The sequence below is a fragment of the Terrabacter sp. C0L_2 genome, from assembly GCF_036352015.1.
GTDB lineage: Bacteria > Actinomycetota > Actinomycetes > Actinomycetales > Dermatophilaceae > Terrabacter > Terrabacter tumescens.
This window is the reverse complement of record NZ_CP143557.1, coordinates 4,666,582-4,692,665: the sequence shown is the minus strand read 5'-3', so window position 1 is coordinate 4,692,665 and position 26,084 is coordinate 4,666,582. Positions and strand designations below refer to the sequence as shown.

The following is a 26,084-nucleotide window of genomic DNA, read 5'->3' as shown; positions in this document are numbered from 1 at the left end:
CCCGGGGTGACGCCGCGCTGCACGCGGCGCGGCACGATCGATCCAGGAGCTTTCGGCACCGGATCGACCCGTGGAGGGGGCAGCGTGCGCTACGAGTTCATCCTGGTCGAGCACATCCCCGACGTCGCCCGCTCGGCCTTCCCCGAGCTCGAGGAGTCGACCGTCGCGATCGGCACGACCGGGTCGGTGATGTACGGCGACGTCGTCGACGCCCCGCACCTGCACGGCATCCTCGACCGCTTCCAGGACCTCGGCTTCACGCTGCTCGAGCTGCGCCGGCTCCCGGACTGACGGGCGTGCCCGACGAGTCGGAGGGGCCGAGCCGGCCGGCGAGGGCGGACCTCCCGAGACGACGACCGGAGGCATCCGGCGGGTGGGCCTGCTCGGCGGAGCGCTCAAGATGGCGCTCGTCCTCGTGGCCCTGTGGTGGTTCAGTCGCGTCGTGCGCCGCGTCGACTGGCCCGCGGTCTGGGACGCCGTCACGCAGCTCGGGGTCCTCGAGGTCGTCTGCCTGCTCGCGGTCGTCGCGGTGCGCCAGTGCCTCAACGCCGGGCCCCTCGCGGTCTTCGTCCCGTCGCTGGGGCTGCGCCGGGCCGTGTCCAACGACCTGTCCGCCAACCTCGTCGCGACGGTGGCGCCTCCACCCGGCGACGTCGTGCTGCGCATCGCGATGTTGCGCTCGTGGGGGACCCCGCCCACCGAGGGCATCGCCGGGATCTCGCTCAACACCGTGACCTACTACGTCGCCCGATTCGGGGCGCCGGTCCTCGGCCTGGGGCTCGCCGTCGTCGCCGGTCAGGTCGAGCCGGCGTATGCGTGGACGGCCCTCACGAGCGGAGCCGTCAGCCTCGTCGTGGTGGCCGCTCTCGTCATCGCGTCCCGTGGTGAGCGCCCCGCGGCCCGGGCCACGGAGTGGACGGCAGTCCGGCTGCGCCGCTTCTCGGCGCGCGTCGACCCCGTCGAGTGGGCGAGCCGGGCGGCCCGGTTCGTGCGGCAGGCGGGCCACGTGCTGCGCCGCGGCTGGGCATCGGCCATGGCGTGCCAGTTCGCTCTCGTGCTCAGCGAGGCTCTTCTGCTCCTGCTGTCTCTGCGCTTGGCCGGTGTCCCGGCCTCGGCGGCGCCGGCGGTCACGATCGTCATCGCCCTCCTCGTCAGCTACCCCCTGACGGCGCTGCCCTTCGGCGGTGTCGGGGTGCTGGACGCGGCCGTCATCGCGATCCTCGGTCTCGAGCAGGGCCCTTACGAGGCAACGGCGGTCGCAGGTCTCGTCGTCTTCCGGGTGTGCTGGATGCTCGTGCCACTCGTGCTCGGCGCGGGCACCGTCACCTGGTGGCGCCGGCAGCACGCCGCAGAGGCGGCCGAGGTCAGAAGCGCCACACGAGCGGGATGAGGGTGACGGCCACGGCCATCCAGACGAGCAGCACGGGCAGACCGAGCCGCCAGTAGTCGCCGAAGCGGTAGCCACCCGGCCCCATGATCATCATGTTGCCCGGGGTCGAGATCGGGGTGAGCAGCGAGGCGGCCCCGGCGACCGCCACGAGCATGAGCACGGGCTGGACCGAGACCCCCGTCTCCTGGGCCGCGGCCACGGCGATCGGCACGACGATGAGCACCGTCGCGGTGTTGCTGACCACCTGGCCGACGACGGCCGTCAGGGCGAACAGCGCGACGAGCAGCAGGTAGGATCGGCCGCTGCCGACGACGTCGATGAGGCCCCTGGCGACGAGGTCCGCGGCGCCGCTCGTCTCGATGGCGGTCGAGAGCGGGATGAGGCCGCCGATGAGGACGACGGTCTGCCACGACACGGCGCGGTAGGCCTGGTTGACGCTCACCACCCGCGTCAGCACCATCGCCGTCGCCGCGGCGAGGCCCGCGATCGCCGGCGGCACGACGCCGAGCGCCAGCAGCACCACCATGGCGAGCAGGACGACGATAGCCCGCCCGGATCTCGCGCCAAGTGGAACCGCTTGTCGCCGAACAAGATCGGGTGAGTCGACGAGAAGGACGTCGCGGTCGTGCACGAGCTCCTCGATCGAGGTCCACGTGCCGTGCAGCAGGAGGCTGTCGCCCGCCGTCAGCTCGAGCGGCGACGCACCGACGTCGCGCCCGAGACGGCGGATGCCGAGCACGACGAGGTCGGTGCCCCGCAGCTGGCCGGGGAACGACGTCTCGCCCACGAGCGGTGACCGGGGAGGCACGACGACCTCCACGACGCCCACCTCGCGGTTCATGATCCCGGCGGTCTGGACGGTGATGGGTCGCATCGCGACCGCGAGGCGCAGCTCGGGCACGAGGCGCCCGACGGCGTCGCTCGCACCGCTGACGATGACGACGTCGTCGTCGTCCACGGCGGTCGTCCCTGTGACGGCGTGGCCGCCCGCGCTCTGCACGCCGATGAGCGTCACCCCGGGGTATGCCGTGAGGTCGAGTCTCCCGGCCGGCACCCCGACGACCGGTGAGCCGGGTCGCACCCGGAGGCGGTAGAAGCCGTCGTGCAGCTCGTAGTACGCCGCGAGCCGGTCGGCGTGGCGACCGAGGTCGCGCACGGGCTGGGTCGAGGGCCCCCGGGGGAGCACCCGGGGGCCGAGCAGCACCCCGAGCACGATGGTCACGACGACGAGCGGCAGGCCGACCACCGCGAAGTCGAAGAACCGGAAGGGCTGCGACCCGGCGTCGACGGCCGCGTTGGAGACGATGACGTTGACCGGGCTGCCGGTGAGGGCGAGCAGCGACCCGGCGCTCCCGGCGAAGGCCATCGGCATCAGCATGAGCGACGGGGAGCGCTTCAGGCGGGTGGCGAGCACGAGCACCATGGGCATCAGGGCGGCGACCGAGCCGTTGAGCGTGATGACGGCCGTCAGGACCGCGCACAGCCCGAGCACCGCGACCATGAGTCGCACGGCCCCGTCGCCGACGACGTCGATGAGCCGCTGGCCCGCCCACGTGGTCACACCCGCCGAGTCGATGGCCTCGCTCACGACGAAGAGCGAGGCGATGAAGACCACGACGGGGTCGCCGAAGCCGGAGAGCGCCGTGTTCGCGTCGACGAGACCCGTGGCGTAGAGGGTGAGACAGGTCAGCACCGCCACGCCACCGACGGGCAGGCGGTTCCAGACGAAGAGGGCCACGGTCGCCGCGAGGACGACCAGGCTCGTGGTGGCCGGGCTCACGCTCCCATCGTGGTGGTGGCCGCGCGCGGGCCGGTCACCCCCGACGGGTGAATCGGGATGAACCGCTGGGCGGACATGCTCGGAAGGACCCCAGGCCCCTGCCCTCGGAAGGAGTCGGCGTGAGCACTCCAGCCATGCGCACTCTGGATCCCGTCCCGTCCACGCGCTCGTCCGCAGCCGTCGACGTCGTCACCCAGCTCCCCGGCCCCGACGAGGTCGCCGCGGTCGCCGTGCCCGTCGCGGAGGGCGCCGAGCCGCCGGCCGACCTCGGTCAGGACTCGACGGCCCTGGCCGCGGCCGGGTTCACCGGCAAGCACGGCGAGACGCTCGTGCTGCCGAGCGGCGGTCGGGCCCTCGTGGCCGTCGGGATCGGGGCCGTCGGCGACGTCGACGAGGCCTCGGTGCGGGACCTGGCCGCCGCCTTCGCCCGCGCCGTGCCGCAGCACACGCGGCTCGCGGTGGAGCTCCCGGACCGCGACATCGGGCTGTCGCCTGCCGACTTCGCGCGCGCCGTGACGGAGGGAGTGCTGCTCGCGCGGTGGCGCTTCCGCATCAGCGACTCGGCCGAGGACCAGGTCCTCGAGCGGCTCGTCCTCGTCACTCCCGGGGAGCACTCCGAGGCCGTGGTGGCCGGGGTGCGCCGGGGCGAGGTGCTGGCCCGGGCTGCCGCGCTCGGCCGCGACCTCGCCAACTGCCCCGCGGCCGTGCTGACGGCGACCCGCATGGGTGAGGTGGCGCAGGAGCTGGGTGGCGCCGCCGGGCTCGAGGTCGACGTCGTCGGCAAGGACGAGCTCGTCGAGATGGGCTGCGGCGGTCTGCTCGGGGTCAACCTCGGCAGCGTCGAGGAGCCGCGGATGGTGCGGCTGCACTACGTGCCGGAGGGCCCGTCTCGGGGCCACCTCGCCCTCGTCGGCAAGGGGATCATGTACGACTCCGGAGGCATCAGCCTCAAGCCGAGCGACGAGTCGCACGCGCAGATGAAGAACGACATGACCGGCGCCGCAACGGTGCTCGCGGCGATGACGGCCCTGCGCGACGCCGGGTGCGAGACCGAGGTCACCGGCTACCTCATGTGCACCGACAACATGCCGTCCGGATCGGCGCTCAAGCTCGGCGACGTGCTCCAGATGCGGAACGGCAAGACGGTCGAGGTGCTCAACACCGACACCGAGGGGCGCCTCGTCATGGCCGATGCGCTCGCACTCGCGGTCGAGCTCGACGTCGACGCCATCGTCGACATCGCCACGCTGACCGGGGCCTGCCTGCGCGCCCTCGGCGTCGACGTCGCCGGGGTCATGGGCAACTCCTCGGCACTGGTGGACCAGGTGCGCGCGGCGGGCGACGCCGTCGACGAGCCGGTCTGGCCCCTGCCGCTCCACCGCCGTTACCGCTCGCAGCTCGACTCGCCGATCGCCGACATGACCAACATGGGCGGACCCAACGCCGGCCAGATCACCGCAGCGCTCTTCCTCGCGGAGTTCGTCGGCGACAAGCCCTGGGCGCACATCGACATCGCCGGCACGGCGCAGCTGCCGGAGGCCCGTGGCTGGCGCAACAAGGGCGCCACCGCCTTCGGCAGCCGCTTGCTCGTCGAGCTCGCGTGCGCCTTCGAGCGGCCGTCGGGGAGTGGGGCCGGGTCCGGGACCGGGTCATGAGCACGGCCGCCCGAGCCCACGACTCGTCCGGCCAGGGGTCCGACGAGTCGTCCGGCGAGGTGCAGGGCCAGGGGAGGTCGGGCGGCACCCAGCGCTTCCTCGACGCCATCGAGCGGCTCGGCAACAAGGTGCCCCACCCGGCGCTGATCTTCCTCGCGCTCATCATCGGGGTCATCGTGCTCTCGCACGTGCTCTACCTGACGGGCGCGAGCGTCACGACCGACGTCGCCGAGCCGGGCTCGGTCCCGGCCGTCCCCGACTACGAGGGCGGCACCGCGGTGCCGGGCTACCCGCACCCACCGACAGGGGCGGTCCCGGACTACGAGATCGAGCGCGAGACGATCACCGCCAACAGCCTGCTGACCGGTGACGGCATCCGCTTCATCTTCACGACGGCCGTGCAGAACTTCAACGACTTCGGCGTCGTCGCGGTCATCCTCGTCGCCATGATCGGCGTCGGTGTCGCCGAGGAGGCCGGCCTCATCGCCGCCCTGATCCGCACGATGGTCAAGGTCGCTCCCCGCGGCGCGATCACCTTCATCATCGTCCTGCTCGGCGGCATCTCGAGCGTCGCGTCCGACGCCGGCTACCTCGTGCTCATCCCCCTGGGCGCAGCGGCCTTCGTCTCGCTGGGGCGGCACCCGCTGGCGGGCATCGCGGCGGCCTATGCCGGCGTCAGCGCGGCGTTCTTCGTCAACGTCCTCATCACGCCGGCCGACGGCATCATCACGGAGGTCACGAACGAGACCATCGGCCTCGTCGCGCCCGGCGTCACGCTCAACGTGACGCACAACTTCTTCTTCAGCACCGCATCGCTCATCTTCTGTGCTGTCGTCATGACATGGGTGACCGAGCGGCTGCTCGAGCCGCGCCTCGGCAGGTGGGACCCGTCCGAGGCGGCCGAGGAGGCTCCCGCCGAGACCGTCCAGACCGACGAGGAGATGGCGCTCGAGTCACGGGGTCTGCGGATGTCACTCATCTGGACGCTCGTCGCGGTTGCCGTCGTGACCCTGCTGAGGGCGCTGCCCGGCGCTCCGCTGCGCAACCCCGACACCGGGGAGATCTTCGGCTCCTCACCGTTCATGAGCAGCCTGCTCTTCATCATCTCGATGCTCTTCCTCGCGGCCGGCCTCGGCTACGGCAGGGGAGCCAGGACGTTGACCGGCAGCACCAACGTCATCAACGCCATCGTCAAGACGTTCAACGGCCTGGGCGGCCTGATCTTCCTCATGCTGCTCATCGCCCAGTTCATCGCGTACTTCAACTACTCGAACATCAGCAAGCTCGCCGCGACCGGCCTCGCCGACCTCCTCGAGAGCGCCAACATCGGGGCCCTGGCCCTGCTGATCGGCTTCATCCTGCTCGTCGCCGTCATCGACCTGATCATGCCGGGCGTCATCCCCAAGTGGGCGATCCTCGCCCCGATCTTCATCCCGCTCTTCTACCGGCTCGGGATCGCACCGCAGACGGTCATCGCCGCCTACCGCGTCGGCGACGGCCCGATGAACGTCATCACGCCGCTCATGGTCTACCTGCCGTTCATCGTCCTCGTCTGCCAGCGGTACCAGCGCAGGTCCGGTCTCGGCACCGTCGTGTCGATGATGATCCCCTACACCGCCATCGTGCTCGTCACGTGGATCATCTTCTTCGTCGTCTGGTACCTCGTCGGCATCCCGTGGGGACCGGGCGCTCCCGTCCACCTCAACTGACACGCGCCGCAGGTGGGTGAGGTGGACGTGGACCCGGACGGGCCCTTCGCGCAGGTGTCGACGGGCCACCTGTCCGAGGACACCACGGTCGGCGAGCTCGTGCAGGCGGCCTACGACGAGCACCTGCACGTCACCGACGGCGCGGTGGCGACCTACATCCCCCAGCTCGCGGCCGCGGACCCGACCGGGTGCGCGGCCTCGGTGGTCTCCGTGACGGGACGTGCCTTCGAGGTCGGTGACGCGGCCGTGCGCTTCTCGATCCAGAGCGTGTCGAAGCCCTTCGTGCTCGTGCTCGTCGTCGAGGCCCTCGGAGCGGACCGGGCTCGGAACCTGTTGGGCGCCAACGCGACCGGGCTGGCCTTCAACTCGGTCATGGCCGTCGAGCTGCACGACCACCGGACCATGAACCCCATGGTCAACGCCGGCGCCATCGCCGCGACGAGCCTGGCGCCCGAGATCGCTGACCGGCGCCCCGCCCGAGGTGCCACGGACCCGGCCGACTCCCAGGCCCGGGCCTGGGACGTCGTCCTCGGCGGGCTGTCCGCCTTCGCCGGGCGCACCCTCGAGGTCGACGACGAGGTCTACGCCGGCGAGTCCACCACCAACCTGCGCAACCGCGGCATCGCCCACCTGCTCCACAGCTACGGTCGCCTGCACTGCGACCCCGACGTCGCGACCGACCTCTACACGAGGCAGTGCTCGGTGTCGGTCGACGTGCACGACCTCGCCGTCATGGCAGCCACCCTCGCGGACGGAGGGGTGAACCCCCTGACCGGCGCGCGCGTCGTGTCGGACCGGACGTGCGCGCACGTGCTCGCCGTCATGGCGACCGCCGGGCTCTACGAGCTGTCGGGCGACTGGCTGTGGGAGGTCGGGCTGCCGGGCAAGAGCGGCGTCAGCGGCGCCGTCGTGACGGTCGCGCCGGGCAAGGGCGGGCTGGCCGTGTGGTCGTCGCTGCTCGACGACGCCGGCAACAGCGTCCGCGGGCAGCTCATCACGCGCTCGCTGAGCAGGGCGCTCGGGCTCAACGTCTTCGCGTCGGCCCCGGACCCCCACACCACCCCGCCCGCCACCCCGCCCGCCACTGCGCACCCCACCTCGCCCGGCGGGTGAGGAGCGAGATCCCTTGCGTGGTGGACCGGTTCAGCTGGTGGCCGGCGCGACGGGTGAGACAGGAGAGACGGTGGGCAGGCCGAAACCGTCGACGAAGACGTTGACCGTGACGCTGCCGGACTTCTCGAAGCGGAAGGTCACGGGCAGCAGCCGCCCGGCCCGGACGTCGACCAAGAGGCCGACCATCTCGAGGTGCAAGCCGCCCGGGTACTGCAGCGACACGACGCCGGCGGTGGGGACCTCGATCTGGACCGGGCTCTCGGTGCCGTCGGTGCCCTGGCGCATGACGACCTGCCGCGCGTAGACGGTGCTCACGGCCACGAGCCGGTCCGCCGTGTCGCCGTCGTTCGCGAGCGTGGTGAACAGCCCGGTGTTGGAGCCTCCGAGCAGCTTGCGCTCCTCGGGCGCGTCGATGCGGGTGGCGAGCAGGCGGATCCGGCCGGCCTCGGCGTTGACGCTCGTGCCGCGGGCAGCGTTGGTGATCCGCTCCTGCACCGGGTCCCGTTGGGACGTGCACGCGGCGAGCGGCACGAGGCTCGCGGACAGGAGCGCGGCGGTGACGACGGTGCTGGTCCTCATGTCGTCACGGTAGGAGGGGTCACCCTGACCCCGAGTCCCCCTTCGAGGGTGATCGGGAGGACCGGGACGTGCGGCGAGGAGCCGGTCTCAGCACTGCGCATACGGCGTCGTCGTCGGGCTCGGGGTGGCCGGCGGCCGGCGCGGGGGAGCGGCCGGCCGCCCCGGGGTCGGTGTCGTCGAGGGCGTGGCCGCCTTCGCCGGGGTCGGCGCCGCGATACCGCGGCGCACGAGGGCACGGATCCTCGCGTAGTCGGGCGCCCACGGCTTGATGCCGTCGTCGAGCGTCAGCGACACGCTGTTGAGCCGGGCACGCTGCGCGCGCTCGACGAGCTCGACGAAGGCCGGCAGGCTCGCGGCCGGGATGTCGGTGTAGATGTTGTCGCGCGCGATCCGGGCCAGCCGGGGGTACTGCCGGACCATCGCCGCCGGGTCGGCCTGCTCGACGATGGCCTGCACGACGCAGCGCTGCCGGGCCTGCCGGTAGGTGTCGCTGTCGGCAGCGCGCGACCGGGCGTACCAGAGCGCGTGCCAGCCGTCGAGGTGCTGCCGTCCCGCCCGGAACCACTCCTTGACGCCGACGACACGGTTGTCCGCCGTGACGTGGCCACCGATCGGCAGGGGTCCACCGGTCCCGGCGTCCTTGACGTTGACGTCGATCCCGCCCATCGCGTCGACGAGCAGCGAGAAGCCCCTGAGGTCGATGACGACGACGTGGTCGATGGGCAGCCCGACGATCTGCTGCACGCTGCCTCGGACCTCCTCGCGACCGGGCACGATGGCCTTGGCGTAGGCGCCCGGGTGGTCGAGCGCATACGCCTCCGCCTCGCCGTAGAGGTTGGTCAGCTGGCACTGCCCGGTCTCGCCGGGGGCGTTCTGCGCGCACGTGCGGTCCGGCGCGCCGAAGCGGCCGGACGGGTAGCGCGCGCGGAGCGGGCTGCCGGGGGCGAGAGGCGCGTCGAGCAGGTTGCGCGGCATCGAGACGAGCGTCGTGCGTCCCGACCTCGTGTCGATGCTCGCGACGATCATCGAGTCGGTCCGGATGCCGGTGCGGTCCGAGCCTGCGTCGGACCCGAGGAGCAGCAGGTTGACCCGTGCCTGCGCGGCCCACGGGTCCGCACCCTCGCTGACTCGCGCGCCGACCCCGGGCTGCGTCGGCGGGGCGGAGAAGACGGCGCTGACCGTGTCACGGGTGATGAGGGCGTAGTCGACGGCCACGACGGTCCCCGCCCCGACCGAGCCGGCCATGACCGCGGCGAAGGCGCCGAGCAGCACGGCGCCGAGGCGCCCGCCGGGACGGGGCCGGACCTGCACGGCGGTCAGCAGGATCGACGCGCACCAGAGGAAGCCCCAGGCGGCGATGACGAACGCCGCGGGCCGCAGCGCCTCCGGTCGCGACACCACGTCGAGGACTGCGCTCGAGAAGCCGCGGGTCCACACGGCATACGCGACCGTGCCCAGGACGACGAGCGTGGCGGCGACCATGAGCCACCCGAGCCGGCCCAGCCAGCGGTTGCGGGCCCGCGTCAGCCCGGCACCGGGGACGAGCGTCCCGAGCGCCGTGAGGGCGAGCGCCCGGCGCCAACGCGGCCCGTCCGCTGCCATCGCGCTCCTCCCGGCCTGCGTCCCCGCAGGTCACCCACCCTCCATGATGCCGCCGCGGACGCGGAGCGTGCGGCGCGTTGGGTGAGGAACCCGAGATGTGCTGTTCGTCCTCGGGCCCGTCGGGTACAGGGCACGTGGCGGCATCGTCGCCCTTCAACCAGTAGGGGCGGCGGTGGCGTCCCCGCGCGGCGGGGTCGCGCGGGCGCCGGGGACAGCGAGACGGCACCCGCTCGGGGGATCGGGTGCCGCCTCACCCACACCATCGCGGCCAGCGCCGATGCGTTACAGACACCCGCGGGCGTATGCCGTCAGCGGTGTCCGTGACCGTCGACGGGTTCGCCGCCGTGCTGGGCGCCGTAGACGGCCGCCTGGGTGCGCCGCTCGAAGCCGAGCTTCGCGAGCAGGCCGGACACGTAGTTCTTGACCGTCTTCTCGGCCAGGTGCAGGCGCGCGCCGATCTGCCGGTTGGTCAGGCCCTCGGCGATGAGGTCGAGGATCTCCTGCTCCCGGTCGGTCAGGGAGTCCGGGCCCGCCCACGGACCGGACCGGCCGTCGCGCCGCGGGTGGTGGCCGGGGCGGGCGTCGCGTCCCTGCTCCGCCTCCGCAGCGCCCTCACGGCGGCGGATGCGCTCGAGCAGGCGCTCGACGAGGGCCGGGTCGATGAGGGAGTGCCCGGCGGCGACGTGCTCGACGGCCTCCGTCAGGGAGGGGCCGCGGATCTGCTTGAGCAGGTAGCCGGAGGCGCCGGCCATGACCGCGGCGAACAGCGCCTCGTCGTCGTCGTAGGAGGTGAGGATGAGGCACCGGGTGCCGGGGCTGCTCACCCTGACCTCGCGACAGACGTCGATGCCGCTGCCGTCGGGGAGGCGGGCGTCGAGGAGGGCGACCTGGGGCGCGAGGGTGGGGATGCGGCGCAGGGCCTCGGCAGCGGTGCCGGCCTCGCCGACGACCCGGAAGCCGTCATGCGACTCGAGCAGGTCGATGAGCCCGCGCCGGACGATCTCGTGGTCGTCGAGCAGGAAGACCGTGATCGGCTCGGTCACGTCGTCTGCGGCACGGTCCATGTCAGCACCGTCCCCCTCTCGTCGGTGGTCAGCGTGCACTCACCGTGGCGGGCCCGGGCCCGGCAGGCGAGGTTCTCGAGCCCGCGGCGGTGGCCGTCGGCCCCGGGCGCGCCGGGAGGGCTGCCGGTCGCGTCGCCGGCCGGCGACGCCGTCGCGGGAAGCGTGACGGGAGGCCCGTCGTCGATGACCTCGACGGTGACGGACACCGGTGTGACGGACACGCGGACGTCGACCTGCGTGCACCGCGCGTGCTTGACGACGTTGGTCAGCCCCTCGCGCAGCACGGCGGTGACGTCATGGAGCAGTGGGGGGTCGAGCACGGTCGCGACGGGTCCCTCGAGGCGCAGGGACGGTTCGAAGCCGAGCCCGGCCGTCGACGACGTCACGACGTCGAGGAGCACGGACCGGGGGTCCTCTGACGACGGGTGGTCCTGCAGCTCGAAGATCGTGGTGCGGATGCGTCGGATCGTCTCGTCGAGGTCCTCGACAGCCCGTCGGAGCGCCTCGCGCACGGCGGGTTCGGTCGCGCGTCCGGTGGCGGCCTCGAGCGTCAGCTCGGTCGCGAAGATCCGCTGGATCACGTGGTCGTGGAGGTCGCGGGCGATGCGGTGGCGCTCCTCGAGCATGGCGACGCGCTCCTCGTCGCGGCGACCGTCGGCGAGCTCGAGGGCGACGGCGGCGTGCAGTGCCAGCTGCTCGGCCGTCTCGACGTCCGCGGGACTGAACGGGTGGCTGCCGACGCGGCGTGCCACGACGACCGCGCCACGCACGTCGGCCTCCCCGACGAGGGGGCACGCCACCGCGGGTCCCCAGATCCCGTCCGCGATGACCGGGGTCAGGGCGGGCTCGGCGGGCCCGGTCCCGTCGACGGCGGCGGGGCGTCGCTCGCGCATCGCCGTGCCGGCGAGCGAGGGAGCCGAGAGGTATGCCGTGCCGAGCAGGTCGTCGGTCTCCATCCCCCGCGCCACCTCGATGACGAGACGGGTCGCGTCGTCGGGGACCCCGGAGGCGGCCGTTCCCTGGTCGTGTCCCTCCGGGAAGTCGAGGGTGACGACGTCGGCGTCGGTCAGGCGCAGCATGGCGTCGGCGATGCGGAGCAGGACCTCGTCGCCGAGCCCCGGCCGCAGCAGGTCGCGGCTGATCTCCGCCGACGCGCGCAGCCACTCCTGCCGACGGCGCGACTCCTCGTAGAGGCGGGCGTTCTCGATCGCCACACCCGCACTTGCCGCGAGGGCGACGACGAGCTCCTCGTCGTCCGTGCTGAAGTCGCACCCGTCGATCCGCTCGGCGAGGTAGAGGTTGCCGAAGACCTCCCCCCGCGAGCGCACCGGCACCCCGAGGAAGCCGTTCATGGGCGGGTGACCGGGCGGGAAGCCGACCGACCGCGGGTCGTCGGAGATGGCGTGCAGGCGGATCGGGGCGGGCTGCTCGATGAGCGCCCCGAGCACGCCGCGGCCGGTGGGCAGGTGTCCGATGCGCTCGACCGTGGCGTCGTCCATGCCCGAGTGGATGAACTGCTCGAGCAGGCCGTCAGGGCCGATCACGCCGAGCGCGGCGTAGCGCGCCCCGGCGATGGCACGGGCGGCCTCGACGATCCGGCGCAGCACCCCGGGGAGCGCGAGCTCGGAGACGACGGAGCGGTTGGCGGCGAGGAGCTCGCGCAGCCGGCGTTCGGCCGACCCGGGCTGTCCGGACGAGGCGGTGAGGGTCGGGACGGGGACGACCATCAGCGGGCCGTCCTCGGAGGGCACGCCGCGATGACGGCCCACGGGGTCGCCGCACGCGTCGACGTCATGTCCCAAGGCTAGGCCCGGCGGGCTTGGCCGGGGCGCGTTCCGGAGGGCGTTGTGAGCAGGCCGTCAGTGCACGCCGCGTCGGGCTGCTGCCGGCACGCGCTGGGAGCCGAAGGACCGCCCGGTCAGGCGCTCGACCGTGATCCCGATGAAGACGTTGCGCACGCCCCCGGCCCAGGGCTCGGCACCCTTCACGGTCCACAGGTGGGTCAGCAGGGCGGGCGAGGCGACGGCCTGGCAGCGTCCCCGGGCGATGAGGCTCCAGCCGGTGTGGCGGGTCGCGTCCAGCTCGTCGACCTCGAAGACCACCTGGGTCGGGCGGACGAGCTCGGAGAGCACCCCGAACGGCGACGTGCGGAAGACGATGAGGTCGGCCACGCACGCGTAGCTGACCGGGAAGATCTGCGGGCCGTGGCCGGCGCTCCAGCCGATGCGACCGACGTCGCGGGACTCGAGCAGGGTCTGGCACTCGGTGGGCGTCAGGTCGACGTAGTTGATCCTGCGGTTCGACCTCGGCGGGTGCGGCGCACTGGTTCGGTCGCGGCCCACCCTGTGGCTGCTGGGGCTGGTCATGCTCATCTCAGGCTCCTGTGGTCTGGCTGGTCGGGGTCAGCCGGTGCGCCCGGCGCCCGCTGTGGGGAGCTGAACCCCGTGCGACCGGACGGCCGAGCTCGACGGCGGAGAGCGGACGCGGCTCCGGTGCCGCCGCGAGCAGCATGGTGCGGCAGCGGTCCAGCTCGGCGCGCACGCGGGCCAGCTCGGTGCGCAGCTCGAGGAGGTGGACGAGGTGGTCCCCGACGCTGCGGGCCCACGCGTCCACGGCACGCCAGTCGGCGCACCACGTCATGGGGATCGTCGACTCCCCGTCGTTCGGGGTCCCAGCGCCCGGGGCCACCTCGACCGACTCGGGGTCGTCCGCGTCGATGGCCTGCGGCGCGCCTCCGTCGCGGTGGCTGACCCGGAGGTGGTGGACGGCGAGGACGAGGTCGAAGCCGTTGGTCGTCGTGACGGCGACGCTCGGTCGGCACGCGACCCGGTGCCCGGCCCGGGTCAGCTCGTCGGCGATGGTGGCGGCGATGGCCTCGTCGATGCCGGCCGTCGCGGCCGCGAAGGACGGTGCGGGCGGCGTCACCTCGGTCACCACGTCGCAGGTCGCCGCCGGCTCCGTGGACGAGGTGGACGGTTCGCCGACGTTCGACTCCTCGCTCGCCGTGGCCGGGACCGGTGCGGTGGCCTCCCGCACCAGGCCGATCTGGACCGGTGTCGTGATCTCGCTGGGCGGCGGCGGGGTGGAGTACGTGATGAGGACGGTGCACATGGTGCTCTCCTGGTCGAAGCCGTCGGTCGCGGCGCTGCGTCGATGGTGCCTGCGAGCGCCACGGCCGGGACACGGCCGAAGGTCGTGGGGTGGTGGGACCAAGGTCCCGAAACGGACAGGCCTCTTGCACCTGCCACCGTGCGGTCGGCGGGCCGCATGCTGGGTGGAGAGGTGACGCACCATGGACGAGATGACACGCCCCGAGGGTGGACCGACGGCCGACCGACGCATGGGCCGGATCGTGGTGGGGGTGGACGGCTCGAAGCAGAGTCGCATCGCGCTCCGCTGGGCCTGCGCCGACGCGCGCGCCAAGGGGGACATGGTCGTCGCGGTCGCGGTGTGGCACCTCTACCCACTGGCGCCGCCGGAGCGAGTCGGCGCGTCGCCATGGTGGTTCACGGCCGACCCCCAGGAGGCGACCGAGGCCTACCTCGGGGAGGTCGTGGACGAGGTGGCGGACGACTTCCCGGACGTCCTCATCGAGCAGCAGGTCGTCTCCGGTCACGCGGCCGAGGAGCTGATCCACCTGTCCGCCGCCGCCGAGGAGGTCGTGCTCGGAGCGACCGGCAGTGGAGGATTCGCCGGCATGAATCTCGGCTCGACGAGCCGCGCGGTGCTCGAGCACGCGCTCAGCACGGTGGTCCTCGCCCGCTGACGCCGGAGCAGGCGCTCAGGCGTCCGCGGTCTCCGCGGTCTCCGCGGTCTCTGCGGTCTCTGCGGTGTGCGCGGGGAAGGTCGCGTGCCAGGAACCGTCGGCGGCGCGGCGGGCCAGCCCACGGTCGGCGAACGCCTCCAGCCACCCCTCCATCGGCCACCAGCCCCAACGCCCGGCGAAGCGGTTGGCGTTGGCGACGATGTCGCGCACGTGCTGCACCGGCGGCGACGAGGTCGGGTGGTGCTGGTGGTGGGCGAGCGCGCCGCCGACCCAGAGGAGCCGGCCTCCGGCTGCAGCTATGCGTTGCCCGAAGTCGGTGTCCTCGCCGCCGTAGCCGACGTAGCCCTCGTCGAAGCCCCCGAGGACTTGCCACGAGCGCACGGTCAGGGCGAAGGACAGTGACCAGAAGAGGCGCAGGTCGGCCGCCTCGCGGACCTCGTCGGCGTCGAGGACGGGGCGTGCCGGGTGCGGCGCGGCGAGGCCGGCGAGGGCCTCGAGACCGAGGTCGCGGTAGTCCCGGCCGTCGGGCTCGGGCGGCAGGTAGGCCACCTCGCCGGCGAGGACGACCGGCGACTGCCCGACGGCGCGGACCCTGGAGCCGTCGAGGACGTCGGAGGCATCGGGCTCTGGGGAGTCGACGGACGCGAGCACGCCGGCATACCGCTCGAGCACTCCCGGTGACGGGATGCAGTCGACGTCGAGCAGCACGACCCGGTCGGCGCCGGCCCCCGCGGCGGCGTCCACACCGAGGTTCCGCGCGGCGGCGAGGGGCAGGTGGCCGTCCCGGCGGGGCAGGGAGGGCACGAGCACGTCCCAGCCGCCGGCCTGCGCGCGGGCGAGGCCACCGACGTCGGGGTCGTCCATGGCGACGACGACGTGCACCTCGGGCTGGAGCCGCTGCTCGCGCAGGCCCCAGAGCTGGCGCTCGAGGTGGTCGTGGCGCCCGTGCACGATGGTGACGACGGCGAGGCTCCCCGCGCGGTCGGTCATGACGCGGTCCGGGTGGCCGGCCACGCACGCACGTCGCGGTCGGCCAGAGCGTCGAGGTGCGCGGCGGCGGTCAAGGCCCCGTGTCCGGTGGACCACCTCCACCAGCCGTCACCGCCCCGGCGAAGCGCCCGGTCGAGCAACCCGGGCCACTGGTCGGCGCCAGCGGGCCAGGTCTCGACGCCGACGGCTGCGCCGAGCCGGTCGACGGCCCGGGCGGTGGCCACCTGCTCGTCGAACGGACGGGGCTGGGCGACCACCACGGCCGGCCGACGGGCCGCGGCGACCTCGGCCACGGCGTTCTGGCCGCCGTGGGTCACGACGACGTCGGCGGTGGCGAGCTCGGACCACAGGTCGGGTGAGGGTGAGCCGGGTCCGCGCTCGACCCACTCCCAGCCCGGGGTCGCTGCCCGGGCGGCGGCCACCTGGGCGGCCGAGGTGCCGTGTCCGCCGCCACCCCAGAGGAGCAGGACTCGGCGGGGCACGTCGACGTCGGCGCGCCCCGAAGTCGCCAGGCGTCCGGCCGGTCGTCGGCCGTCGAAGCGCGACAGCCCGCCCACGGCCCAGAGCTTCGCGCGCCACGCCTCGGGCCAGCCGTCGGTGTGGGCGCCGTCGGGCCACGGCGCCAGCAGCGCGTCGGCCACGTCGTAGGCGAGCGCGTGGGTCCGGTCGGTGCGCACCCCCGGCATGGCGAGCACGACGACCGGCACGCCACAGAGGCGGCTCAGCAGCGCGACCTCGACCGAGACGTCGACGACGACGAGCGACGGCCGCGCCCGACGGATCCACGCGGACACCGCGGCCGCGCGCCCCGCGAGGCCCTCGTCGTGTCGTGGCACCCAGTGGAGCACGCCGTGGGCGGTCGCGTCTGCGGACGTGGCCTGCTGCGGGGACAGCGCGTCGTCACGCTCGAGCTGCACCCACGGGCCGTCCCAGGACGCGGGCGCCGGCAGGGAGCTGAGGCCGGTCACGGGGGAGCGCAGGTGCTCGGCGACGGCCTGCAGCCGGGTGAGGTGACCGAGCCCCTGGTGGTGGACGTAGTAGCCGATCACGCGGCACCGGGCAGGGAGGCAAGCGACCGGTAGCAGCCGAGGTACTGCTCGACCATGCGGTCCACCGAGCAGGCGGCGACGGCGTGCGCCCGGCAGGCCTCCCGGTCCAGCCCGACGGCGGTCGCCACGGCGTCCGCGGCCTCGGCGCCGTCGGCGTCGGGCCGGAGCAGCACCCCGACACCGGGGACGACGAACTCGCGGAGGCCGCCGCGGTCCAGCGCGACCACCGGCGTGCCGCATGCGAGGGACTCCGCGGCGACGAGGCCGTACGGCTCGTCCCAGTCCGGCGTCACGAGCAGGGCCGCGCTGTGTCCGACGAGGTCGACGAGCCCCTCGGTGTCGAGGTGCCCGACGTAGGTGACGTCCTCGTCGAGCTCGCTCGCCACGAGGCGCTCGAAGTAGTCGACGTCGCCGACGGGTCCGGCGAGACGCAGCCGCCGCCCGGACGCGCGCGCCATGGCGATGGCCCGGTGCGGGGCCTTCTCCGGGACGATGCGGCCGACCCAGACGAGGTCCTCGCCCCCGGGGCCGGCGACCCATCGCCGGACGTCCACCCCGTTGTGCACGACGTCCGCGGACGCCACGTGCGACCAGGAGCGTGCGGTGTGCTGGCTGACCGCGACGAAGTGTCCCCGCCGCACGCCACCGCGGGAGCGGGCGTCGATGGCGATGGCCGGCTCGAGCCACGGCGTCGGGGGCGTGTGCAGGGTCGTCAGCACCGGCACGTGCAGGGAGTTCGCCATGGCGACCGGGAGGTGGTGGAGGCTGTTGTTGTGGACGACGTCGATGTCGTCACGGTGCTGGAGGGCCACCATGACCTGCAGGTAGGCGTGGTGCTCACGCAGCCACGCCTCCGGGACCATCGACACGTCCGAACGGGCGGCGTCGCTGAGGCGTAGCGGCGCGATGTCGAGCTCGGTCGCCCCCAGCGCGGGGTCGCTGCCCGGGCCCGCGAAGAACGTCACCTCGACCCCGCGGTCGCGCAGCCCGCGCACGAGGTGCCAGGTCAGCGACTCCAGGCCGCCGGCGAACGGTTCGGCGATGGGGTGCCTCGACGAGCCGAGCACTACGACGTGCACGGGACACCACGCTTCGCCACGTCGGCGAGCACGGCGGCATACACCTGCTCGTGGACGCGGGAGATCTCGAGGCGCTCGCGGCGGCGCTCCTCGGGGACGGCCCGCCAGGACGGGCGGTCGCGGTAGGCGCGCACGAGCCCCTCGCGCAACGGCGGGGCACCGCCCCCGCTCCGTGCGGTCGCGGGCGCCGAGCCCGGCACGGCGTAGAGGATGCAGGGCCGCTGGTCGGCGTAGTAGCCGCAGTCGGGCGCCAGGACCGTCGTGCCGAGGTCGTAGCACGCCTCGAGCCAGCCGCTGTGCGTGCCGAACCGGTAGGGCAGCACCGAGACGTCGAGCGACTGGAGGTAGTCCCACAGCTCGTCGTCGGTGAAGTAGTCGTGGACGTGCAGGTCGATGCGTCCGTCGTCGGCGAGCTCGCGCAGGCGCGGCTCGAGGTCGACGGCATGGCGGGGGTTCCCCGGCGTCATGACGTCGGTGTGGGCGTCGACGCGCAGCCGCGCGCCCGGGAGCTCGGGCAGCGTGGCGACGATCTCCTCGACGACGGGCAGGGGGTCCATGCTCGCGCGCAGGCTCTTGGCGTGGACGCCGATGACGAAACCGGCGTGCGGCACCCGCTCCCGCGAGAGTCGCGGCTCGTCGACGACGTGCGGGTGGGGCACGACGAGCGCGTCGCGGCCCCATCGCGCCGCGATCTCCGCGGCCGCGCCGGCGGTCAGGGTCAGCACCGCGTCCGCGGCCCTGACGAGGACTCCGAGCTGGGCGTCGTGCAGTCCCGGCTCCGGGTGGTGGGGGTTGCGCAGGTCGTGCACCGTGACGACGAGCGGCTTGCCGTGGCGCCGCAGGCTGGCGACGACGTCGGCCAGGTCGTCGGGCGAGACGGCGTCGAAGCCGAAGTGCACGTGCATGACGTCGAACTCGTCCGCGTGCTCGTCGACCCAGCCCGGCTCGAGCATCCGCGGCGGCCACCACTGGGCGTCGGGGACGTCGGCCCGCGGTCGCGGGTCGGGCAGGCGGAGGACCGTCGTCTCGCCGTCCGGCGGTGCGAGGTGCCGGACGTAGACGTGGCCTGACGGGACGGAAGCGATGACGGGACTCAATCGGTTGCCTCTCGGTGCGCACGCCCGACGCCCACCGATCGAGGGGGCGTCGGCGCGGGGTCGGTGGCCGCTGGGCTGGAGCCTCCGTCTGTCTCCATACCCGCGTCGTGCACGCTGCACACCTCGGTCGTCGAACGTGACCGACATGGGCGTCATGTCCACTGAAAGGGCGTATGCCGGGTGCGTCCTTCTCGTGCTCGGCATCCGTGGGCGTCAGGCCGGCGCGGTGATCCCCGCCCGCTCGCGGCGGCGCTCGAGGTAGCGCATGACCGGGGTCGCCAGCGTGCCGTGCACCATGACCGACAGCAGGATGGTGAAGGCCACCGTCGACCACATCCACCGCTCGTCGGCGAACGCGTGCTCGCCGGCCGCGAAGGAGAGGTAGTAGAGCGAGCCGATGCCGCGCACGCCGAAGAAGGCGGTCGCGAGGGTCTCCTTGCGGCCGAGGCCGCCGGGCAGGTCGGCCGGTCGGGCCCGCAGGCGCAGGCTGACCCAGCCCGCCGCAGGGCGCAGCACGAGCACGAGGGCGAGCGCGATGACGACGCCGCGCCAGTCCAGCTCACCGAGCACTCCCTTGGTCATGGCCATGCCGAGCATGAGCAGGATGATGAGGGTCAGCAGCCGCTCGAGCCGCTGGACCACCTCGTGCATCGAGCGGTGGTAGTGGTGGTTGCGCTCGGCCGCGCGCAGGGTCATGCCGCAGGCGAAGACCGACACGAAGCCGTAGCCTCCGACGAGCTGGCTGACGCCGTAGGTCATGACGAGGGCGGCGAGTGCGAGGAGCGGCTCGCCCTGCTCGGCGAGACGCAGTGAGCGCCGCGAGGAGCGGAAGGCGATGCGGGCCAGTCCCCAGCCCACCGCCACGCCGGCGAGGACGCCGACGACGACCTTGCCGACGAGGTCCCAGGCGAACCAGTGCAGCAGGCCCCCAGAGCCGACCGAGGACAGCCCGCCCGCGGACGCGAGCAGCACGGCGGCTGTGACGAAGGGGAAGGCGAGGCCGTCGTTGAGACCGGCCTCGGACGTCAGCGCGAAGCGCACGTCGTCCTTCTCGTCGACCGGCTCGCCGAGTGCCTCGTCCTCGTCACCGCCGTCGCCGCCGTCGTCGCCGGGGGAGTCGGGTGCGTCCGGGGTCTCGACCCGGGGTCCCTCGACCTGGACGTCGCTCGCGAGCACGGGGTCGGTGGGCGCGAGGGCTGCGCCGAGCAGCAGGGCCGCCGCCGGCGCGAGCCCGAGCCCCCAGCCGAGCAGGGCCACGGAGGCGATCGTCAGCGGCATCGCGAGCGCGAGCAGCCGCCACGTCGGCGACCAGGCGGCCCACGCGGCGCGGCTGCGCCACTCGAACGAGCGGTCGATGGCGAGCCCGACGCCCATCAGGGCGACGAGGATCGTGAACTCCGTGACCCGCTCGACCTGTGGCCGGATGACGACGGGGTCGAGGCGCATCCCCTCGGGCAGTGGCAGCAGCCCGATCACCATGCCGAGGACGAGGAGCACCATCGCGGCCGACACGGCATACCGGTCGAGCACGGAGGGGAGCACGGCAGCGAGGAACATCGCGACCCCGGCGATGAGGTAGATCAGGTTGATGGACATGACGACACGCGGGTACTCCTCGGGGTTGGCCTCCTGATGACGTACCCGGGACGGCGGTGCACCGGTCGGGCCCTCGCCTCGCACCGGACGGAGGGTCTACCGTCTGCAAAGGGGGTCGACGGCGGCAGGAGGAAGGATGGTGACGGATGGGCGCTGACGAGCCGCGGGTGGACGACGAGCTGCGCGAGGTCGCCGAGTCCTTCTCCCAGCTCGGGGTCGAGCTCGAGTCCATGGGTCCGGCTGCCGCCCTCGACGCGGTGGCCCGCATGGCGGTCGAGCGGGTGCCGGGGGCCACGTGCGCGAGCATCACGACCTTCTCCCACGGCCGCTTCCGCACCGTCGCGGCCACCGACGACCGGGCCCGTCGCGCCGACGACATCCAGTACGCGTTGGGCTCGGGTCCGTGCCTCGACGCCATCGTGGAGGACGCGCTCTACCGCCCGCGGGACCTGCGCCACGACAGCCGGTGGCCCGAGTACGGCGCCAAGGTCTCGAGCGAGCTCGGCCTGCTCAGCATGCTGAGCTACCGCCTCGGCCACGAGACCGACGAGACCATCGACGGCCTCAACATCTACGCCGACGAGGTGGCCGCCTTCGACGAGCGCGCCGAGCTCGTCGGGCTCATGCTGGCCACGCACGGTGCGCTGGCCGTGGCGCTGGCGGCCAACCAGCAGCACGTCGAGAACCTCCAGAAGGCCCTCGTCACCAACCGTGAGATCGGCGTCGCCATGGGCATCCTCATGGCGCGCCACCAGGTGACGCGCGACCAGGCGTTCGGCCTGCTGCGGATGGCGAGCCAGAACGCCAACCGCAAGCTGCGAGAAGTGGCCCAGCAGGTCGCCGACACCGGCGCCCTGCCCTCGATCGCGCGTGGCCACACGTCGGCAACGGCACCCGCGCACGAGCAGGCGCCGAGCCGGGACGCCCCGGGGTGATTCGCCGACGGTGGCGGAGCCGTCAGGAGGCGGCGGTCATCGCCTCCGGCTCGAGGGGCTCGAACGGCTCCACGGGCTCTACGGGCTGTACGGGCTCGACGGGCTTCTCCGTGAGGTGGTCGTGCAGCCGCACGGTGATGCGCCTCAAGGTGCGCGACACCTGCATCTGGCTGACACCGCGTGCCTCACCGATCTCGCGCTGGGTCATCCCCTCGACGTAGCGCATGAGCAGCAGCTCGCGCTCGTCGTCGTCGAGCTCGGTGAGCGCCTCGGTCAGGCAGACGCGGTCGTCGGCCGCCTGCAGCTCCTCGTCGACCTCGGCGAGGAACGTCGAGAGGCCGGGACGTTCGTCGTCCGCGGTGCTGCAGTCGAGCGACAGGGGCCGGAAGCCGGTCGCGGCTGACGCGACCTCGCGCACCTCCTCGACCGTCGCCCCCACGGCTTCGGCGAGGTCGGCGTCGGTGGGCGTGCCGCCCAGCTCCTGCTCGAGCTCGGCACGGACGGCCTGGAGGTCCGCGCGCAGCTCCTGCAGGCGGCGCGGCGGGCGCACGACCCAGCCGCGGTCGCGGAACCAGCGCTTGAGCTCACCGGAGATGGTGGGGACCGCGTAGGCGGCGAACGACGGGGCGTGCCCGGGCTCGTAGCGCCGGATGGCCTTGACCAGGGCGAGCCGCGCGACCTGGACGAGGTCGTCGTGCTCGACGCCGCGACCGTCGTAGCGTCCGGCCATCGTCGTGCACAGGTCGAGGTAGAGGATCACGATCTGCTCCACGAGCTGCTCGGACTCGTCGGGGTCGTCGGTGGCCGCCAGTCTCGCGAAGAGCTCGGACGTCTCGGCGTCGCGCTCGGCGAACGAGGGTCGGGTGTGAGAGGTGTGCTGCGCCATGACTCATCTCCGGATGTCTCGGACGACGGAGTCGGCGCTGTGGTTGGACCGCTCAGACCTTTCGACAGTGCCACGGTCCGGGCGATAGCGCAATGGCCGGTGCGTGTCGTGCACCTGCCCGGCAGGCGCACGGTCCGGCTCGACCCGTCCGTCCTCGGGGACGGTGAGTGGGTAGGAGGAGGGCGAACAGCAGCCGACTGGAGGGATGAGGTCATGTCCGACATCGCCGACCGCGCCGAGAGCCTGGTGCGCCACGACGACCAAGGCGGGTTTCCTGCGCAGCAGCAGGAGCCGCCGGGCCTGACGAGCCGGATGGACCCGACGCCCGACCATGGCGAGGAGACCTACGTGGGGCACGGGAAGCTCGAGGGGAGAAGGGCGTTCATCACCGGTGGCGACTCCGGCATCGGTCGCGCCGTGGCCATCGCCTACGCCCGGGAGGGGGCCGACGTCGCGATCAGCTACCTGCCGAGTGAGCAGTCGGACGCCGAGGACACCGTCGAGTGGGTCGAGGACGCCGGTGGCACAGCCGTTCTCGTGCCGGGCGACCTGGTCGAGCGGCAGACCTGCATGCGCGCCGTGGCCGACGCGGTGCGTGGCCTGGGCGGCCTCGACATCCTCGTGAACAACGCCGGGTACCACTGGGACCGCGGCCCGGAGGGTCTCGAGGGGCTGCAGCCCGAGCACGTCGAGCGGGTCATGCGGACCAACCTGCACGCCGTGCTCTGGCTCTGCCAGGCGGCGCTGCCGCACCTGGCTCCGGGGTCGTCGATCATCAACACGACGTCGATCCAGGCCTACGACCCGTCACCGGCGCTGCTCGACTACGCCGCGACCAAGGCGGCCCTGAACAACCTCACCGTCAACCTGGCAGCGTCGTTGGGGCCCAAGGGGATCCGCGTCAACGCCGTTGCGCCAGGGCCCATCTGGACGCCGCTCCAGCCGGCGACGCGCGACAGCAAGAAGATCGAGACGTTCGGTGCGGACACCCCGCTGGGACGCGCCGGTCAGCCCGGTGAGGTGGCCCCGGCATACGTCTTCCTCGCATCGCCGGCCGATGCGAGCTACGTCTCGGGAACCGTGCTCGGCGTCACCGGGGGAGGCGCGGTCTTCTGAACGCTTCCGCGGCCCCGGGAGGTGGGGGCGCGACGCGTCAGTCGCGCTCCCACGGGGCCTGCTCGCCCATCTTGGCGTAGTACTTCGCGAGGTGGCTTCGGACCCGGTCGCGGTCCTTGTCGGGCAGGTCCACGCCTCCGCGCGAGCCCTGCATGACGGCGGCTGCGGCCATGACGCCGCGGGGGACGGCGCGCAGGCGTCCGTCGACGACGTCGGCGACGAGCAGCTTGTAGGCCGTGAAGTTGTCCTTGTTGTCCGCGTCGTACCAGACGTGGGCGTCGCGGTACTTGGCGTTGGGCTCCTCGGTCGCGTCGGCCCACTTGCGCACCCGCTTCTCGGCGGCGTCGCCGTCCCACTCCCGGTCGCGGTCGGCGAGGGGGAGATCCTGGTAGCTCGTGACGCTCATGGCGTTCTCCTTCGTGTCGTGGTGAGTGCCAGAAGGGAGTGCTGACCTCAGGGGGTGAGGACGACCTTGAGGCACTCGTCCTGCTTCTCCTGGAAGATGCGGTAGTAGTCCGGGGCGTCGGACAGGTTGCCGTGGTGCGTGGCGAGGCCCTCGAGCCCGAGCACGTCCGCGTCCCCGCGCACGATGTCGAGCAGCTCGTCGCTCCAGCGCCGCACGTGGCACTGGCCCATGCGGACCGTGAGCCCCTTGTCGAAGAGCTCCATCATCGGCATCGGGTCGGCCATGCCCCCGTAGACGCCGCTGATCGACAGGGTGCCGCCGCGACGTACGGCGGCGATCGCGGTGTGCAGCGCGGCGAGCCGGTCGATGCCGAACCGCTCGACGGCCTGCCGGGCGACCGGCTTGGGCAGCCTGCTTGCAGCACCGATGACCTTCTCCGAGACGGGGTTGCCGTGCGCCTCCATGCCGACGGCGTCGATCACACCGTCCGCGCCACGACCCTCGGTGAGCTCGAGGACGGCCGTGGCGACGTCGGTGTCGGACGCGTCGAGGACCTCGGCACCGCTGGCGCGGGCCGTCTCGATGCGGTCGGCCACGAGGTCGACACCGATCACCCTGCCCACTCCGCGGTGCAGGGCCGAGCGGACGGCGAGCTGCCCGACGGGACCCAGCCCGAGGACCACCAAGGTGTCGTTGCCGTTGACGTCGGCGTAGTCGACGGCCTGCCAGGCGGTGGGCAGGATGTCCGACAGGTAGAGGAAGCGCTCGTCGGGCATCTCGTCCGGCACGACGATGGGACCGAAGTCGGCGTGCGGGACCCGGACGTACTCCGCCTGTCCGCCGGGCACCGAGCCGTAGAGGCTGGTGTATCCGAAGAGGCTGGCGCCCTTGCCGGTCCTGGTGTTCTGCGTCGTCTCGCACTGGGCGAAGAGACCACGCTGGCACATCCAGCAGCGCCCGCAGGAGATGTTGAAGGGCACGACGACCCGGTCCCCGACCGCGAGGGTGGCGACATCGGGCCCGACCTCCTCGACGATGCCCATGAACTCGTGTCCGAGGACGTCACCCGGCTGGAGGTAGGGCGCCAGCACGCCGTAGAGGTGCAGGTCCGACCCGCAGATCGCGGTCGAGGTGACACGCACGACGGCGTCGGTGGTGTCGGTGATGACGGGGTCGGGTACGTCGGTGACGCGGACGTCCTCGAGGCCGTGCCAGGTGAGTGCCTTCATGTGCGGCTCCTACCCACGGCGGCTCGAGGAAAAACCAAGGAGGCAGCATGCACCCCACCGACGGACCACCGAGCAGCGCGACGGAAGGCCGGGAGCCCGGCCCAGCAGGCCAACCCGTGGCGGTGGTGCTCGGCGGCTCTCGGGGCCTCGGCCTGCTCGTCGCCGAGGAGCTGCTGTCGCGAGGTCACCACGTGGTCGTCGCCGCGCGTGACGACGAGGAGCTCGATGAGGCGGCCACGATGCTGCGCGGGCGGGGCGGCGTGGTGTCGGTCGAGCGGTGCGACGTGCGCGACCGTCACGACGTGGGCGACCTCGTCGGCCGGGTCGAGCACACGGTCGGGCCGATCGAGGTGCTCGTCACGGTGGCGGGTGTCATCCAGGCCGCGCCCCTCGAGTCGCTCGTCATGCACGAGTTCGAGGACGCGATGGACACCATGGCGTGGGGCCCGATCCACGCCGCGATGACGGTGCTGCCGCACATGCGTCGCCGCGGACACGGCCGCATCGGCACGGTGACCTCCATCGGCGGCATGGTGTCGCCGCCGCACCTGCTGCCCTATGCCACGGCCAAGTTCGCCGCCGTGGGCTTCTCCGACGGCCTCGCCGCGGCGCTCAGCGGCACGGGCGTCACGGCCACGACCGTCGTCCCGGGGCTCATGCGCACCGGTGGGCACGTGCACGCGCGGTTCGGCGGCGACGCCGCCGCGGAGTACGCCTGGTTCGCGCCGGCCGCCTCGTTGCCGCTGCTGTCCGTCGACGCCGAACGCGCGGCCCGCAGGATCGTCGACGCCGTGCTCGCCGGCCGGCCGATGGTCGTGCTCACCCCGCTCGCGTGGCTCGGCATCCGTGTCCGCGGCCTCGCTCCGGCGACCACGACGCGGGTGCTCGGCCTGGTCGGGCGTCTGCTGCCCGACGCCCCGGCACGGGAGGGGGCCCGCACGTCGCCGGGGCACGAGGCGCGACGCCGTCTGGGCTCGACCCTCGTCGACCGGCTCACCGTGCTCGGCGACCGGGCCGCACGCCGCAATCTCGAGTGACCTCCG

Annotated in this window: 24 protein-coding genes; 9 read left to right on the top strand and 15 right to left on the bottom strand. The window is 73.1% G+C overall.

Annotated features, from left to right (window positions below; genetic code table 11):
- Positions 1-84 precede the first annotated feature (84 nt).
- Together U5C87_RS21855 and U5C87_RS21850 are read left to right on the top strand one after the other, a co-directional pair.
- On the top strand, positions 85-291 hold the full coding sequence (locus U5C87_RS21855) for a hypothetical protein (protein ID WP_330474489.1): 207 nt from the start codon (positions 85-87) through the stop codon (positions 289-291).
- Between the two features lie 82 nt (positions 292-373).
- Complete coding sequence (locus U5C87_RS21850) at positions 374-1,390, top strand: lysylphosphatidylglycerol synthase domain-containing protein (RefSeq protein ID WP_330474488.1); 1,017 nt, start codon at positions 374-376, stop codon at positions 1,388-1,390.
- On the opposite strand, the gene U5C87_RS21845 is transcribed toward U5C87_RS21850, so the two are convergent.
- Positions 1,365-3,170 carry an SLC13 family permease gene (locus tag U5C87_RS21845; RefSeq protein ID WP_330474487.1) on the bottom strand — a complete coding sequence of 602 codons (1,806 nt, stop codon included), beginning with the start codon at positions 3,168-3,170 and terminating at the stop codon, positions 1,365-1,367. The two genes, U5C87_RS21850 and U5C87_RS21845, sit on opposite strands and share 26 nt — an antisense overlap.
- Before the next feature lie 119 nt (positions 3,171-3,289).
- On the opposite strand from U5C87_RS21845, the gene U5C87_RS21840 reads away from it, so the two are divergent.
- From U5C87_RS21840 to glsA, 3 genes are read left to right on the top strand one after another with little or no spacing between them, the layout of a single operon-like run.
- On the top strand, positions 3,290-4,825 hold the full coding sequence (locus U5C87_RS21840; RefSeq protein WP_330474486.1) for a leucyl aminopeptidase family protein: 1,536 nt from the start codon (positions 3,290-3,292) through the stop codon (positions 4,823-4,825).
- Entirely contained in the window at positions 4,822-6,534 is a 1,713-nt protein-coding gene (locus U5C87_RS21835; RefSeq protein ID WP_330474485.1) for an AbgT family transporter, read from the top strand. The genes U5C87_RS21840 and U5C87_RS21835 overlap by 4 nt, the downstream gene beginning before the upstream one ends.
- A 21-nt stretch (positions 6,535-6,555) precedes the next feature.
- On the top strand, positions 6,556-7,647 hold the full coding sequence (gene glsA / locus U5C87_RS21830) for a glutaminase A (protein WP_330474484.1): 1,092 nt from the start codon (positions 6,556-6,558) through the stop codon (positions 7,645-7,647).
- A 30-nt stretch (positions 7,648-7,677) separates the two neighbouring features.
- Here glsA and U5C87_RS21825 read toward each other — a convergent pair whose 3' ends face one another.
- The 6 genes from U5C87_RS21825 to U5C87_RS21800 all read right to left on the bottom strand — a co-directional run bounded on the left by U5C87_RS21825 (position 7,678) and on the right by U5C87_RS21800 (position 14,003).
- Positions 7,678-8,226 (bottom strand): copper chaperone PCu(A)C, encoded by a 549-nt coding sequence (locus tag U5C87_RS21825; RefSeq protein ID WP_330474483.1) that lies wholly within the window; start codon positions 8,224-8,226, stop codon positions 7,678-7,680.
- Between the two features lie 87 nt (positions 8,227-8,313).
- Entirely contained in the window at positions 8,314-9,828 is a 1,515-nt protein-coding gene (locus U5C87_RS21820) for an LCP family protein (RefSeq protein ID WP_330474482.1), read from the bottom strand.
- A gap of 308 nt (positions 9,829-10,136) precedes the next feature.
- Positions 10,137-10,892: a response regulator transcription factor gene (locus U5C87_RS21815; protein WP_330474481.1), complete on the bottom strand. Its 756-nt coding sequence runs from the start codon at positions 10,890-10,892 to the stop codon at positions 10,137-10,139.
- The gene (locus tag U5C87_RS21810) at positions 10,868-12,643 is read right to left on the bottom strand and encodes a sensor histidine kinase (RefSeq protein WP_330474480.1); all 1,776 of its coding nucleotides are present in this window, start codon (positions 12,641-12,643) and stop codon (positions 10,868-10,870) included. Before U5C87_RS21810 ends, U5C87_RS21815 begins: the two co-directional genes overlap by 25 nt.
- Positions 12,644-12,751: 108 nt before the next feature.
- Positions 12,752-13,264, bottom strand: coding sequence for a pyridoxamine 5'-phosphate oxidase family protein (locus U5C87_RS21805; RefSeq protein ID WP_330474479.1), 513 nt, complete (start codon positions 13,262-13,264; stop codon positions 12,752-12,754).
- Between the two features lies 1 nt (position 13,265).
- Positions 13,266-14,003 (bottom strand): hypothetical protein, encoded by a 738-nt coding sequence (locus U5C87_RS21800; protein ID WP_330474478.1) that lies wholly within the window; start codon positions 14,001-14,003, stop codon positions 13,266-13,268.
- Positions 14,004-14,184: 181 nt separating this feature from the next.
- Between U5C87_RS21800 and U5C87_RS21795 the strand changes: the two genes are divergently transcribed.
- Positions 14,185-14,658 carry a universal stress protein gene (locus tag U5C87_RS21795; RefSeq protein ID WP_330474477.1) on the top strand — a complete coding sequence of 158 codons (474 nt, stop codon included), beginning with the start codon at positions 14,185-14,187 and terminating at the stop codon, positions 14,656-14,658.
- Positions 14,659-14,673: 15 nt separating this feature from the next.
- On the opposite strand, the gene U5C87_RS21790 is transcribed toward U5C87_RS21795, so the two are convergent.
- From U5C87_RS21790 to U5C87_RS21770, 5 genes are all read right to left on the bottom strand, one after another.
- On the bottom strand, positions 14,674-15,648 hold the full coding sequence (locus tag U5C87_RS21790) for a glycosyltransferase family 2 protein (RefSeq protein WP_330474476.1): 975 nt from the start codon (positions 15,646-15,648) through the stop codon (positions 14,674-14,676).
- Positions 15,645-16,697 (bottom strand): glycosyltransferase, encoded by a 1,053-nt coding sequence (locus U5C87_RS21785; protein ID WP_330474475.1) that lies wholly within the window; start codon positions 16,695-16,697, stop codon positions 15,645-15,647. The genes U5C87_RS21790 and U5C87_RS21785 overlap by 4 nt, the downstream gene beginning before the upstream one ends.
- Positions 16,694-17,776: a glycosyltransferase gene (locus tag U5C87_RS21780; protein WP_330474474.1), complete on the bottom strand. Its 1,083-nt coding sequence runs from the start codon at positions 17,774-17,776 to the stop codon at positions 16,694-16,696. Before U5C87_RS21780 ends, U5C87_RS21785 begins: the two co-directional genes overlap by 4 nt.
- The gene (locus tag U5C87_RS21775; protein WP_330474473.1) at positions 17,764-18,873 is read right to left on the bottom strand and encodes a glycosyltransferase family 1 protein; all 1,110 of its coding nucleotides are present in this window, start codon (positions 18,871-18,873) and stop codon (positions 17,764-17,766) included. Before U5C87_RS21775 ends, U5C87_RS21780 begins: the two co-directional genes overlap by 13 nt.
- 213 nt (positions 18,874-19,086) lie before the next feature.
- A complete protein-coding gene (locus tag U5C87_RS21770) occupies positions 19,087-20,469 on the bottom strand; it encodes a cation:proton antiporter domain-containing protein (RefSeq protein WP_330474472.1) in 1,383 nt (460 codons plus the stop codon).
- A gap of 146 nt (positions 20,470-20,615) precedes the next feature.
- Here U5C87_RS21770 and U5C87_RS21765 point away from each other — a divergent pair, with 146 nt between their 5' ends.
- On the top strand, positions 20,616-21,404 hold the full coding sequence (locus U5C87_RS21765; protein ID WP_330474471.1) for a GAF and ANTAR domain-containing protein: 789 nt from the start codon (positions 20,616-20,618) through the stop codon (positions 21,402-21,404).
- Positions 21,405-21,426: 22 nt separating this feature from the next.
- Here the strand turns inward: U5C87_RS21765 and U5C87_RS21760 are convergent, their stop codons facing one another.
- The gene (locus tag U5C87_RS21760; RefSeq protein ID WP_330474470.1) at positions 21,427-22,290 is read right to left on the bottom strand and encodes a sigma-70 family RNA polymerase sigma factor; all 864 of its coding nucleotides are present in this window, start codon (positions 22,288-22,290) and stop codon (positions 21,427-21,429) included.
- Positions 22,291-22,503: 213 nt separating this feature from the next.
- Between U5C87_RS21760 and U5C87_RS21755 the strand changes: the two genes are divergently transcribed.
- Entirely contained in the window at positions 22,504-23,406 is a 903-nt protein-coding gene (locus tag U5C87_RS21755; RefSeq protein WP_330474469.1) for an SDR family oxidoreductase, read from the top strand.
- A gap of 37 nt (positions 23,407-23,443) precedes the next feature.
- On the opposite strand, the gene U5C87_RS21750 is transcribed toward U5C87_RS21755, so the two are convergent.
- Together U5C87_RS21750 and U5C87_RS21745 are read right to left on the bottom strand one after the other, a co-directional pair.
- Positions 23,444-23,812 (bottom strand): hypothetical protein, encoded by a 369-nt coding sequence (locus tag U5C87_RS21750; RefSeq protein ID WP_330474468.1) that lies wholly within the window; start codon positions 23,810-23,812, stop codon positions 23,444-23,446.
- A 47-nt stretch (positions 23,813-23,859) separates the two neighbouring features.
- Complete coding sequence (locus U5C87_RS21745; protein WP_330474467.1) at positions 23,860-25,041, bottom strand: zinc-dependent alcohol dehydrogenase; 1,182 nt, start codon at positions 25,039-25,041, stop codon at positions 23,860-23,862.
- 47 nt (positions 25,042-25,088) lie between these two features.
- On the opposite strand from U5C87_RS21745, the gene U5C87_RS21740 reads away from it, so the two are divergent.
- Entirely contained in the window at positions 25,089-26,078 is a 990-nt protein-coding gene (locus U5C87_RS21740; RefSeq protein ID WP_330474466.1) for an SDR family NAD(P)-dependent oxidoreductase, read from the top strand.
- Positions 26,079-26,084 lie beyond the last annotated feature (6 nt).